This window comes from Streptomyces sp. NPDC012510, assembly GCF_042955065.1.
GTDB lineage: Bacteria > Actinomycetota > Actinomycetes > Streptomycetales > Streptomycetaceae > Streptomyces.
Genome location: NZ_JBIBEN010000003.1, coordinates 415,101 through 427,747, shown reverse-complemented (window position 1 = coordinate 427,747; position 12,647 = coordinate 415,101). Strand labels below are relative to the sequence as shown.

At 72.0% G+C, this 12,647-nt stretch carries 8 protein-coding genes; 2 read left to right on the top strand and 6 right to left on the bottom strand.

What is annotated here, in order from left to right:
* Nucleotides 1–243: 243 nt before the first annotated feature.
* Nucleotides 244–768 carry an Imm21 family immunity protein gene (locus tag ACFY9I_RS07290; protein ID WP_390997826.1) on the top strand — a complete coding sequence of 175 codons (525 nt, stop codon included), beginning with the start codon at nt 244–246 and terminating at the stop codon, nt 766–768.
* Between the two features lie 54 nt (nt 769–822).
* Here ACFY9I_RS07290 and ACFY9I_RS07285 read toward each other — a convergent pair whose 3' ends face one another.
* Both ACFY9I_RS07285 and ACFY9I_RS07280 read right to left on the bottom strand, forming a co-directional pair.
* Complete coding sequence (locus tag ACFY9I_RS07285; RefSeq protein ID WP_390997824.1) at nt 823–2,514, bottom strand: DUF885 family protein; 1,692 nt, start codon at nt 2,512–2,514, stop codon at nt 823–825.
* A 269-nt stretch (nt 2,515–2,783) separates the two neighbouring features.
* Complete coding sequence (locus tag ACFY9I_RS07280) at nt 2,784–3,275, bottom strand: Lrp/AsnC ligand binding domain-containing protein (RefSeq protein ID WP_390997821.1); 492 nt, start codon at nt 3,273–3,275, stop codon at nt 2,784–2,786.
* Between the two features lie 60 nt (nt 3,276–3,335).
* Between ACFY9I_RS07280 and ACFY9I_RS07275 the strand changes: the two genes are divergently transcribed.
* Nucleotides 3,336–4,562: a PLP-dependent transferase gene (locus tag ACFY9I_RS07275; RefSeq protein WP_390997818.1), complete on the top strand. Its 1,227-nt coding sequence runs from the start codon at nt 3,336–3,338 to the stop codon at nt 4,560–4,562.
* 356 nt (nt 4,563–4,918) lie between these two features.
* On the opposite strand, the gene ACFY9I_RS07270 is transcribed toward ACFY9I_RS07275, so the two are convergent.
* The 4 genes from ACFY9I_RS07270 to ACFY9I_RS07255 all read right to left on the bottom strand — a co-directional run bounded on the left by ACFY9I_RS07270 (nt 4,919) and on the right by ACFY9I_RS07255 (nt 12,244).
* Nucleotides 4,919–6,238, bottom strand: coding sequence for a GNAT family N-acetyltransferase (locus ACFY9I_RS07270; RefSeq protein ID WP_390997816.1), 1,320 nt, complete (start codon nt 6,236–6,238; stop codon nt 4,919–4,921).
* A 135-nt stretch (nt 6,239–6,373) separates the two neighbouring features.
* Entirely contained in the window at nt 6,374–9,064 is a 2,691-nt protein-coding gene (locus ACFY9I_RS07265; protein ID WP_390997813.1) for a DUF6493 family protein, read from the bottom strand.
* Entirely contained in the window at nt 9,061–10,533 is a 1,473-nt protein-coding gene (locus ACFY9I_RS07260) for an SWIM zinc finger family protein (protein WP_390997810.1), read from the bottom strand. Before ACFY9I_RS07260 ends, ACFY9I_RS07265 begins: the two co-directional genes overlap by 4 nt.
* A gap of 115 nt (nt 10,534–10,648) precedes the next feature.
* On the bottom strand, nt 10,649–12,244 hold the full coding sequence (locus tag ACFY9I_RS07255; RefSeq protein WP_390997808.1) for an alkaline phosphatase D family protein: 1,596 nt from the start codon (nt 12,242–12,244) through the stop codon (nt 10,649–10,651).
* Between the last annotated feature and the right edge of the window lie 403 nt (nt 12,245–12,647).

Genomic DNA, 12,647 nt, shown 5'->3' with positions numbered 1-12,647 from the left:
ACCGGTCCACCGGTCCACCGGTCCGTCGGCCCAGGGGCGGGGCACCACGCGGTGCCCCGCCCCTACCGGGCCCTTACCGGGTGTGTGAGGGCTTCGCGTACGAGACCTGGTGTGTGTGGCGCGGCGCGCGGTCAACTCGCTGACCGGCCCGATGGGCGCCGCGCCCCACTCTTGCTGACGCTCTGTCAAGAAGCCGTTGAGGGCGGCAAGTTCGTACGCACCGGCGCCGTGTAACTTCTGGGCATGGCTCGATATGCGGATGCAGTGGTTCCTGATGTGGTGCGGTGGGTGGAGTCGAGCGGCGGACCGCTCATCGTGATACCGGAAGCGGTGCTGCCGTTCTGGGCGGGCGCCGACGGTGACGAGACGTCGTCCGACTACGACCGGGCCTGTGACCTCGACGGATACGTCGGCCTCCTGCCGGTCGGCGACACCCGCGCACTGGTTCTCGGCCATGAACCCGCCTCCACGGCGTACCTGTCCGAGCACGGCACCTTCGTCCGCTGGTACGCGGCCGAATCCGAGGCCGAAATCCTCGAAGACGTACCGGCGGCGCTCGACGCGGCGGTGTGGGAGCCGGAGGTCGAGTGGCGGGTGCCCGGCCCCGTCGTGCTCTTCGACGCCGTCTGGCCCGGGGGCGCCACCGGACAGACGGACCATGTGCGGGTGGAGCTGGATCCCGGCCACTACGGGGTGCAAGCCGCGTACGTCTCCACGGGGCCGGAGACGTGGCTCGGGCTCGTGCGGATGAGACCTCTGACCGACTGAACCGGCATGGCGGCCGGGCCCTGTTCACGTGGCGGTGGGCCCGGCCGGTCCGGATCAAAGCTGGGACAGCTCGTCCACCAGGTCGTCCAGGCCGAGGGAACCCTGGGACAGTGCGGCCATGTGCCAGGCCTTGGCGTCGAACGCGTCGCCGTGGCGCCGCTTGGCGTTCTCACGGCCGAGGAGCCAGGCACGCTCGCCGAGCTTGTAGCCGATGGCCTGGCCCGGCATCGTCAGATAGCGCGTCAGCTCGCTCTCCACGTAGTCCGCCGGGCGGCTGCTGTGGAACCCGAAGAACTCCTGGGCCAGATCCACGGTCCACCGCTCGCCCGGGTGGAAGGGGGAGTCCGCCGGGATCTCCAGCTCCAGGTGCATACCGATGTCGACGATGACCCGGGCCGCGCGCATCATCTGCGCGTCCAGGTAGCCGAGCCGCTCCTCCGCGTCCTTGAGGAAGCCCAACTCGTCCATCAGTCGTTCCGCGTACAGGGCCCAGCCCTCGGCGTTGGCGCTCACGCCGCCGATCGTGGCCTGGTAGCGGGACAGGTCGTCCTTGACGTACACCCACTGCGCGAGCTGCAGGTGATGGCCGGGGACGCCCTCGTGGTACCAGGTGGAGACCAGGTCGTACACCGGGAAGCGGGTCGCCCCCATCGTCGGCAGCCAGGTGCGGCCCGGGCGGGAGAAGTCCTCCGTCGGGGCCGAGTAGTACGGGGCCGCCGCGCCGCCGGGCGGAGCGATGCACGACTCGACCTTGCGGACCGGCTCGGCGAGGTCGAAGTGGGTGCCGTCCAGCGCCTCGATCGCCTCGTCCATCAGCGACTGCAGCCAGTCGCGGACCTCGTCGACGCCCTCGATGTGCCGCCCGTGCTCGTCCAGGTGCGCGAGCGCCACCCAGGGCGTCTCGGCGCCGGGAAGGATCTTCGCGGCCTCCTGTTTCATCTCGCCGAGGAGCCGGTGGAACTCCGCCCAGCCGTACGCGTATGCCTCGTCCAGATCCAGGTCCGACCCCGTGAAGTAGCGGACCAGCTTGGCGTAGCGCTCCCGGCCGACCGTGTTCGGCGCGTCCTCGACGGCAGGGGCGTACATGTCCCGCATCCAGTCGCGCAGTTCGACCACGGCGCGGGTCGCCCCGCGCGCGGCCTCGTCCAGCTCGGCCCGCAGCGACTCGGGGCCCGCCGACGCGAAGTCCTCGAACCAGCCCCGTCCCGAACCGTCCGTGTCCGCCCACTCGGTGAGCTGGCCGATGAAGGTCGCGGTGGGGCGCGGACCCGCGTACAGCTTGCGCTCCAGACCGAGCGCGAGGGACTCGCGGTAACCGGCGTACGCCGTCGGCACCGCGCGCAGCCGCTCCGCGATCGCCGCCCAGTCCTCCTCCGTCTCGGCCGGAGTGATGGTGAAGACCTCGCGCACCTCGTGCGGCGGAGTGACCATGTTGCCGACCGCGCGCAGGCCCTCGTCCGCCTCGTGCACGGCCAGCTCAGCCGTCAGGCGCTCGCGCAGCAGGCGCGCGCACCGGCGCTCGGCGTCACTGTCCGCGCCCGGTCGCCGCTCCGCCTCGTCGAGCCGTGCGAGCGTCGTCCGGATCAGCTCCGCACGTGCCTCCTGGCCCGCCGGCGAGGTGTCCGGCAACCTGCTGGAACTCTCCTTCACACCCAGATACGTGCCGGTCACGGGATCGAGGGCGATGAGGTCGTCGACATACGCGTCGGCGACCTCGCGGGGCAGAGGGCTCTTGGTGTCAGACATGCGGACAATCTTGGTACGGCGGTGGGGGCACCGTCAGCGGCTTGACGGTGCCTTGGGCCTTACGTCGGCCGGATTCCGCTCAGGGCGTGACCCTGGGCGCGGGGGGCGCGGGGGCACGGGGGCACGGAACTCGGGTCTTGGGTCTCGGGTCTTGAACGTGGGTCTTGAACGTGGGTCTTGGGCTCGGGCCGCGATCCGTGTGCGGCGAGCCCAGTGTTTGTCGGCGTGTGTCGACGTTGGCCACCTGTGCGGCATCCGCGCGTGAGTGCTCAGGGAGCGGGCCGATCGGTCTCCGGTGGGAGCAGCGGCCCGCACTCCCACTGCTGGAAGATCAAACGGGTCTCCACGCGCGCCACCTCACGCCGAGAGGTGAACTCGTCGAGGACCAGCCGCTGCAGATCCGCCATGTCCGCGACCGCCACATGCACCAGATAGTCGTCCGGCCCGGTGAGGTGGTAGACGGTCCGAGACTCCGGCAGCGCCCGGATCCGCTCCACGAACGGCCCCACCAACTCTCTCCGATGTGGCCTGACCTGAACCGACAGCAGAGCCTCCAGACCACGCCCCAGTTTGGCCGGATCGAGTCGCAGCTGATGCCCGAGGATCACGCCCGCGCGCCGCAACCGTGTCACCCGGTCCAGGCAGGTCGACGGAGCGACCCCGACCCGAGCGGCGAGATCCCGGTACGTCGTCCGGGCGTCGTTCTGCAACAGCCGTAGCAGATGGAGATCCACCGGATCGAGTACGACGGATTCGGCCATTGTTCGAACGTAGCACGGCGCTAGGCCCCGGCAGACCGGTCGGTGTTCACTCTGACGCCCATGAACTCAGCGAGCACGCACGCGTACGACCACGCACGCACCACGCCGAGAGCACTGGCCACCGAGGCCGTGCACGCCGGCCGCGACGACCTCGCGCGCCAGGGCCTGCACGCCCCGCCGATCGACCTGTCGACCACCTACCCCTCGTACGACAGCCGGGGCGAGGCAGCCCGCATCGACGCCTTCGCCACCGATGGCGCCCAGCCGGAAGGGCCGCCGATCTACGGGCGGCTCGGCAACCCGACCGTCGCCCGCTTCGAGACCGCCCTCGCCCGCCTCGAAGGCACCGAGAGCGCGGTCGCCTTCGCCAGCGGCATGGCCGCGCTCAGCGCGGTCCTGCTCGTCCGCGCCTCGATGGGCCTGCGCCATGTCGTCGCCGTACGCCCCCTGTACGGCTGCAGCGACCACCTCCTCACCGCCGGGCTGCTGGGCTCCGAGGTCACCTGGGTCGATCCGGCCGGCGTCGCGGACGCGGTGCGCCCCGACACGGGGCTGGTGCTGGTCGAGTCCCCGGCCAATCCGACTCTCGCCGAACTCGACCTGCGGGCCCTCGCCCACGCCTGCGGTTCGGTGCCGCTCCTCGCGGACAACACGTTCGCCACGCCGGTGCTGCAACGGCCGGTCGAGCTGGGGGCCCGCCTGGTGCTGCACAGCGCCACCAAGTATCTCGGTGGGCACGGCGACGTCATGGCGGGTGTGGTGGCCTGTGACGAGGACTTCGCCGGTCGGCTCCGGCAGATCCGCTTCGCCACCGGCGGCGTCCTCCACCCCCTCGCCGGGTACCTCCTCCTGCGCGGCCTCTCGACCCTGCCCGTACGTGTCCGAGCGGCCTCCGTGACCGCCGCCGAGCTCGTCCGCCGTCTCGCCGCCGACCCGCGTGTCGCCCGCGTCCACTATCCGCGCATCGGTGGCGCCATGATCGCCTTCGAGGTCCACGGCGACCCTCACGAGGTCATCGCCGCCGTCCGCCTCATCACCCCCGCCGTCAGCCTGGGCAGCGTCGACACCCTCATCCAGCACCCGGCCTCCATCAGCCACCGCATCGTCGAGGAGACGGACCGCCGGGGCGCCGGGGTCGGCGAGCGCTTGCTGCGGATGTCCGTCGGACTGGAGGACGTGGACGACCTGTGGGCGGACCTGGACGAGGCGCTGGGGGAGAGCGCCGGTGCGGCACGGCGCGACGGGGCCGACGCGGCCCGACGAGAGGGTGCCGGTGCGGCACGGTGAAAGGGTGCCGATGAGATACCGGCCGCAGCCGCCGAGGCGTCTCCGGCCCAGCCCAGACGCCGCCCCGGCCCCTCGCTTCCGGTAGTCGGCTCGTGCGTCCGCACTTGGCGAGGGGCCAGGATTTGCTCGGGTCTTTCGTTTTCGGCGGTCGGCTCGTGCGTCCGCACTTGGCGAGGGGCCAGACCCTTCTCGAGCCCCTCGCTTCCGGTGGTCGGCTCGTGCGTCCGCACTTGGCGGCGGGACAGAACCCGCTCCGGCCCGCCGCTTCCTGGGGTCGGGCCAAGGTCCGCACCCGGCGACGGCCTCAAGCCCGGAGCGCACGCATCCCGCGATCGCCCAGGACCCGCCCGGTGGTGTTATTCGGTCATCCCGACCGGGCGTTCACGAAGACGTTCAGCGCGCGTCGAGGCGACCGCCGCCTCATCCAGCCGTGCCGTGATCACCAGCGTCCCCTCCTCGACCTGGTAGTCGAGCGGCAGCTCAAGGCCTCGCATGGCCGCGACCATCCCCGTGTTGGAGGACTGCGTCACCACATACACATGCGCGCACCCCGTCTCGACCGCCATCGCCACCAGCCTGCGCAGCAGTTCACTGCCGATGCCGCGCCGCTGCCAGTCGTCCTCGACGATCAGCGCGATCTCCGTCTCGTCGCCGTCCCACAGCAGATGACCGAGGCCGACGAGACGGCCGGAGGCCGTCTGCACGGCGAGCGTCCGGCCGAACCGGGGGCTCAGCAGATGCTTGAGATACCGGTCGGCGTCCCCCACAGGCCCGTGGTACCGCATGCTCAAGGTCCGAGCGGAGCACCGCTTGTGCATCGCCTTCGCCGCCCGCAGATCCCCGGCGTCGGCCCTGCGCACCATGATGTCGTCGCCCTCGGGCAATGTCAGTACATCCCGGCTGTGCGGAATCCGCGGCCCCAGCCGGGCGTCCAGCTCCACCAGCGCCCGCGCTCGCGCGAACTCCGTCGGTGTGAACGGCAGATACGGCCGCTCCACCGTGATCACCCCACCCTCCGGCGCCCGCAGCCGCATCACCGTGCCCTCCAGGGCCCCCTCGACCGGGGCGCTCTCCTGGGTCAGGCCCGAGCCGGGAGCGGTGGCGGGCAGCGAGCGGATGGTGCAGCGGCCCAACAACTGCCGCAGTGTAAGCGGGAGTTCCGCAGCGTCCAGCGCCGTACGCGTCGCCAGGCCGAGGATCCGGGTCGGCGCGTCCACCAGGTCGTGGGCGTCACCGCGCTCGATCCAGGTCGCGGCGCCGCCCGCGTCCGAGACGGCCCGGCCGATCTCGGCGGCCGGCAGTTCCTCGGGTGCCCGGAGCAGGAACTCGTCCACCGTGCCCTCGGCCAGCGGATGCGTCTGCAGACTCAGGATGTCGACCCTGTGCTCCGCCAGCGCCGTGCACAGTGCGGCCAGCGAGCCCGGCTCGTCCTTCACCGTCGTCCGCATCCGCCACAGCAGGGTCGCCCCCGTGGCCACCGGAACGACGGCCTCTGACGGCCCGGCCCGCCGCCCTTCGGTGCGCGGTGGCCGGGCGCCGGTATCACCCGTCGGCGGTGCGTGACCGCGGTGGCGTTGCCACCACTCGCGGAACCCGGCCGTGGCGGACAGCAGCCAGTGGTGACCCGGAACGCGACCGTCCCGCGCCCGTGTGGTGTCAGAGGTGTCTGAAGTCATGGGACCACTGTGAACGAACGGTGTTGCGTGATCACGAACGCTTTGTGACTGACCGGTAAAAGCATTGTTCCGCACCTTTTGTTGCTTTTGCGTGACTGGTGCCGGTCAGCGTGGTGCCACGGCTGACCGAAGGAGTCAGACAGCCGCTCCTTCCGTCAGTGCCACACGCAGTCGCCGGGCCTCGGTCACCAGCCGCGACGAGCCACCGCGCCCCACCGTCTGCGCCAGATACGGCATCTCCCCGTGTGCCCCGGACCGCTCCGCGCACTCGGCGGCGACGGCCACCAGATCCCCGAGGCCACGTGCAGGCTGCTTCGCGGACGGCCCTTCCCCCGCGAACTCGGCGAGCAGGTGCGGCAGCGTCACGCGCAGCACCGACCAGGCGGTGCCGTAGGCCCCGGTGGCCGCCGCCGTCCGTATCGCATCGGCCAGCCGCAGCGGCTTCACACACCCGGAAGCGGCCAGCTTGCCCACGTCGGTCCCCAGCTGCTCCGCGTCCAACTGCCCCCGTGCCGCCAGCACCAGCAGGGCGTCCACGGCGGCGAGCCGGTCCTCCGGGCGCCGCGCACCCAGCCCGTACGCGACGCAGAGATGGACGGCCGGGCCCGCTTCACCCTCCGCCTCGGCGAGCACCGGCAGGAACGAGAACCCGGTCCGGGTGTCCTCGATGGCTCCCTGCGACAGATCCCGCAGGACACGCCCCGCCACCAGCTCCGGTCGGCCCGGCACCACCGCCAGCCACTGCCACCACTCGCCATGGTCCCAGTGGGGGCAGTACCAGCGGCTCCTGTAGACGGACAGCGGGCGCCCCAGCCGACGGAACTCGGGTGGGAAGAACTCGCTCTGCAGCTCCGGGAGTTCACCGAACTCCACCAGCACTCTCGGCCCGGCCGTACGGCTCCGCCGGACGGGCTGGGACGGCACCTCGGTCAGCAGCCACTCGGAGAGCCGGTCGCCCTCCCTCGTACCCAGCTCTTCAGCCGCCACCGCGGCGGCCGCGAGTGCCTCAGGGTCGTCGCGCCGCACCCGCAGCAACGCCTGAGCGAAGTCGGCCTCACCCGGACGGGCATCCAGCCGCCGGTACGCCTCGAGCCGTGTCACCAGCTCGTCCGGCTCCAGCGATCCGGTGCTCCAGGTGGGTGTCGCCAGCAGGAAAGGCGGCGGCTCGGTTCGGATGCGGTTCGCCACCTCCCACAGCCGGGCGTCGAACGCCCAGGCCAGACCACTGTGCACACAACCGGCCCCCTCGGCGGCACCGCCGCGCCCCTGATGCGAGGTGGCGGTGCTCACCTGCTCGCAGAGGGTGGCGACGACGATATCCAGGCCATGCGGATCCCTGCGGAAGTGCCGGTCGACCGGCTCGGGGTCCATATCCGCCCACCAGCGTCGCTCCTTCACGGGTCCCAGCGCCTCCACCAGCGCGTCCCGGTCCCGGTGCGCGTGCCGTACGAGCCCGTCCAGCGCCCGTTCGAAAGCGCCGATGTCGCCGGCCTCGCTGTCCGAGGCCAGCAGCGCGCCGACCTCCTCGGCCAGTTCGGCGACCGTCTCCGGAGCGAGGGCGAGCCGCGTCGGCGGGGAGAGGGGCGGGAGCATCTCCTCGTGCACGTCGGGGGCGTCCTCCGGGCCGTCGCGGCCGAGGAGCCGTAGCGCACGGGCCCGCAGACCGGGGCTCAACTGGACGGCCGCGTCGGCGATCTCTTCCCGGGCACCGCTCGCGCCGCTGCCGCCGTCCCGGTCGCTGAGCCCGTCGAGGTCGCCGAGGTGCCGCTCCACCAGCTTCAGCGCGCGCTCTCGCACATCCGTGTCCTCGTGCCCGAAGGCCTGGGCCACCACGGGAAGCAGCACGGTCGCCGTGGACGGGTCCCGCTTGAGGGCCCTGGCCAGCAGGACGAGTTGGGCCCGGACGAGCTTCTTCTCGGTGCGGAAGAGCACCGCGCCGGACAGGTCGGCCAGTCTGCGCGACCCCAGCTCGCCGTCCAGTGCCAAGCCGGCGAGGACGGACTGGGCGTGTGCGGCCACCGTGGAGGGTGCGTCGGAGCACAGCGCGGTCCAGTCCGCGATCCGCTCGCGCTGTTCGTCGCGGGTGAGGTCGAGCGCGGTCAGCAGGCCCAGGAAGACCTTGTTGTCCGCCGTGGAGCCGCCGCCACGCAGCAGCCGGGCCACGCATCCGTCGACCACGGACTTGCGGTCGAGGAGGCCTTCGCTGGTGAGCTGGACGAGGGCGTGCGTCCAGTCGTTCAGCCCGTCGCCGTACCGCCAGTCGCTGCGGGCGCCGATCTCCTCGGTCTCGAACAGCGCGGCGACGAGCTGAGCGAGATGCGGGTCCTTGCGCAGGTTCCCGAGGGCCGTACCGTCCTTCCACCGCTTCCGGCCGATGTGGTCCATCCAGCCCCGCACATAGGTCTCCGACGTGGGCACCGGGCAGCCCGCGAGCTGGACGAGGCCGGCCATCAGCTCGTACGAGACGTCCGCCGAGGGCGGGCGCTCCGCCAGCCGGCGCACGACGTCGGCGAGCCAGTCGGGGTCACGGTCGCCGAGCACGTCGATCAGGACCGCCGCCGGTGCCTGCGTCCAGCGCAGCTCGGACCCGGTGAGCCAGGCGGCCACGGCGGCGGCTCCCGTCTGGCAGGCCGCGCCGGCCGCGTGCAGCGCCGGGTACGCCCGCTGGGCCCGCGGCCCCCAGGGCTCCGCCCGCAGTTCCTTGCGTACCTGCGTCAACGCCGGCATGCACGCGCGCCGTTCGGCGTCCGTCATGCCGTCCACCAGCGCGACGAGGTCTCTGAGGTTTCCCGACCGCACCGCTGTGATCAGCGCCTCCGCACTCACCGCACACCCCCGTCGATCCGTGCCCCGCCGCCCAGCAGCCCGGCGCTGCCGCGTGTTCCGTCCTGATCCGTCCCGACCCGCGCCCCGATGGGTTCGGGGCCGGTCGCCGTGGCGCGCCGGCGCACCATCCGCACCGCCAGGGCGTGCTTGCAGGGACCGCGGCCGCCCCGGTACTTCGCCCACCAGAGGCAGGAGCAGGTCAGGGTGCCCTTGTGGTCCCGAACCCGGTGGACGTGGCCGTCCTCGGCGGTCACGGAGCCGAGGTCGCCGTCCAGGGAGACGGACCCGGCGGCCACCAGGGCTCGGGCGGAGCGCAGCCGGGGATTGTGGCGCTCGACGCGGTCGGCGTCGTAGGGGAGTTCGCGGTGGAAGTAGGCTGCCTCCGCCGTGTCGTAGCCGACGCGTCCCGAGGTGCCCAGCCGGGTCAGCGCCGCCCGTACTCGGTCGGCCGGCAGACCGGAGGAGGCGGCCAGGTCGCCGATGTCGACGCGCGGCTCCCAGGCGAGGAGGACCGCGATCAGCTCCGCGTCCTCGGCGGCCTCGTCGGTGGCGAGGGCGTCCAGCACCCCGCCCTCGCCGGAGAAGCCGCGTGAGGCATCCGGGGACAGCGTCAGAGTCAGTCGCATGCCCGGGAGCACGACCTCCCAGGCGCTCGCCGATGCGGTGTCCCGGCCGAGGGGCGGGCCGTAGACCCGGAGCGCCGTCGCGTGGCGCAGCACCCGTTGCAGGGCGGCCAGCCGCTCCGGCCCGGGCAGACAGACCGCGCCCGGGACCGGACGTGAGGTCGGCCGTAGTGTGCGTCCGGCCGGTGCGATCCACTGGGCACCCCGCGAGGCCCCGCGTGAGCCACCGCGCGGCAGCGACCGCAGGAACCGCACGGCCTCGGCGGCGGACAGCTCGGCCCGCAGATCGAACCCGGCCGCGACCACCTGGGCTTCGGCGAAACCGCGCAGCCAGCGGTCCGGCAGCGGCACCTTCTTCTCCACCACCGGACCGTCCAGCGTGGTCACCGCCAACTCCTCCGGTCCCACCCGCAGGTGCAGCGGATCGTCCCCGCCGATCCGGGACAGCGCCTCACGCAGCGGGTTGTTGACGTCCACGTTGGTCGTGCCGTGCCCCACCTCGCCGCCGTCGAGGCCCGGCTCCAGCACGTCCAGTCGGGCGTAGACCCCGCCGCAGCCCGAGAACGACTCGAACCGCAGCCGGTCGCCGTTCCCGGTCACCACCGGATCCAGCGACGCCCGCAACTGCTGCTGGTAGTACCGCGCCGCCGCCACGTCCGCCACCGCCAGCAGTCCCGCCGCGGCCACCTGGGGGGACGTCAGGAAACCGGTGAAGAACCGCGGATGATCCTCGAAGCCCCTCGGGGTCGCACCTCGCGATGTCTCGAGACCCAGCCGGTGTCCGCCCGCCACGGACTCCAGCACGGAGGGTCGGGTATAGGCCACGGCCTGCAAAGATCGCGTCATGGGAAAACCGTAGGAGCGACCACTGACAATCGGCCCTGACCTGCCAAAACGCTATGCGGAGGGAAGAGCTGACGGGATTTCCGCGACTCTGGCCGGACGGTTCACGACAGGTTGGTCACTGTCCGACGAGCCCCGGCTGGAGCACCTTCGTGTACAGCACGGTCCCGTCCTGCTCCCGCAGCCGGACGGTCAACTCCCCACTGCCGCCGTCGATGTCGACCTCGCCGAAGAACTGGTAGCCGCCCGCCGGCGACACGTTCGCCGTGGTCGGGGCCTTGAGGAACACGCGTTCGGGACCGAAGGTGTTGTCCAGCGCGTTCGCCGGGAAGGCACCGGCGTTGAGCGGGCCGGAGACGAACTCCCAGAACGGCTCGAAGTCGGTGAAGGCGGCACGCGACGGCTGGTAGTGCTGTGCCGAGGTGTAGTGCACGTCGGCCGTCAGCCACACCGTGCCGGTGATCTTCCGGTGCTTGACGAACCGCAGCAACTCGGCGATCTGCAGCTCCCGGCCGAGCGGTGCGCCCGGGTCGCCCTGCGCCACGGCCTCGATGTTCGGCTCGCCGTCGCCGGTGTCCGGCACGACCAGGCCGAGCGGCATGTCGGAGGCGATCACCTTCCACACCGCGCGCGACCGCGACAGCTCCCGCTTGAGCCACGCCAACTGCTCGGCACCGAGGATGCCCACCGGGTCGGTGGTCTGCCTGCCGGGGGAGTTGGCGTCGCGGTACGTCCGCATGTCGAGGACGAACACGTCCAGCAGGGGGCCGTGGCGCAGCACGCGGTGCACCCGGCCCTCCCGGGCGCCCGGACGCAGCGTGGAGATCGGGAAGTACTCGCCCAAGGCCCGCCGGGCACGGGCGGCCAGCACGTCCACGCTCTTCTCGGTGTACCGGGTGTCGCTGAGGATCTCGCCCGGGTACCAGTTGTTGGTCACCTCGTGGTCGTCCCACTGCACGATCGACGGGACCTGGGCGTTGAACCGCTTCAGGTTCTCGTCCAGCAGGTTGTAGCGGAAGTTGCCCCGGAACTCCGCGAGCGTCTCGGCGACCTTGGACTTCTCCTCGGTGGTGATGTTCCGCCAGGTGCCGCCGTCGGGGAGTGCCGCCGTCGCCGCGATCGGGCCGTCGGCGTAGATGGTGTCCCCGCTGAAGAGGAAGAAGTCCGGGTCCAGCGCGCCCATCGCGTCGAAGACGCGGTAGCCGCCGCGGTCGGGGTTGATGCCCCAGCCCTGCCCCGCCAGATCGCCCGACCACACGAACCGCGCGCCGGAGCGCCGCCTCAGCGATGTCGTACGGAACGTACCGGTGACCGACTCGCCGGTGCGGCGCGGGTCGTCGGGGTCGGCCAGCAGTACCCGGTAGTGGATCTGCTCGCCCGCGGGGAGGCCGTGCAGCCGCGTGGTGCCGGTGAAGTCGGTGTCGGCGCCGAGCAGTGGGCCGTGCCATCTGCGCGGGTGGCGGAACGACTCGGTGGCGGACGTCTCCACGATCATCCGCGCCGGACGGTCCGACCGCACCCACACCAGCCCGGAGTGCGCCGTCACGTCCCCGGACTGCACACCCCAGCCGGCTTCGGGCCGCCCCGACAGGGCCAGCGCCGGTGCCGAACCGAGCGCGACGGAGCCGGGCAGCGCCAGCGCCGCCGAAGCGGCGAGCGAGCCGCGCAGGACGCTGCGGCGACCGGGCGGGGAACTCGGCGGACGGTGTGACATGAATGCGCCTCCAGCGACGGATCCGGCCAATGTGCACTGCCACACCTACTGGTGCGTCGCGGCGCACACGGAAACGACAAGTGAACAACCGATCGGGTGCTTGGGGAAGCGCCGACGCGGTGTGGAGAGCGCGGGGTGTTCGGTGCGGCGGCGGTCGCGTTGTTTCGTCGTTGCTCACGCGGTTCCCGCGCCCCTTGAGCGCATGCCGATCCGGTAGCCCCTCCCGCCCCGACGACCCCAGCCACCCCGCGCGCACCGCCCGGGGCTTCCCTTCTTCTGGGCGCTGACGCATGCCTTCCTGTTGCGGGTGCCGGCACTGGTCTTACCGTCGTTCTCGCGTACGCTGCCGCGTCCGACGGAGTTGTGGATCCGAAGGCGGCGGACCGGGACGGGGTGCCGCCCA

Bases quoted from the DNA above. Each gene is read 5' to 3' on its own strand.
- ACFY9I_RS07285 (WP_390997824.1), bottom strand. From the start codon at position 2,514: ATGTCTGACACCAAGAGCCCTCTGCCCCGCGAGGTCGCCGACGCGTAT.
- ACFY9I_RS07275 (WP_390997818.1), top strand. From the start codon at position 3,336: ATGAACTCAGCGAGCACGCACGCGTACGACCACGCACGCACCACGCCG.
- ACFY9I_RS07290 (WP_390997826.1), top strand. From the start codon at position 244: ATGGCTCGATATGCGGATGCAGTGGTTCCTGATGTGGTGCGGTGGGTG.
- ACFY9I_RS07260 (WP_390997810.1), bottom strand. From the start codon at position 10,533: ATGACGCGATCTTTGCAGGCCGTGGCCTATACCCGACCCTCCGTGCTG.
- ACFY9I_RS07255 (WP_390997808.1), bottom strand. From the start codon at position 12,244: ATGTCACACCGTCCGCCGAGTTCCCCGCCCGGTCGCCGCAGCGTCCTG.
- ACFY9I_RS07280 (WP_390997821.1), bottom strand. From the start codon at position 3,275: ATGGCCGAATCCGTCGTACTCGATCCGGTGGATCTCCATCTGCTACGG.
- ACFY9I_RS07270 (WP_390997816.1), bottom strand. From the start codon at position 6,238: ATGACTTCAGACACCTCTGACACCACACGGGCGCGGGACGGTCGCGTT.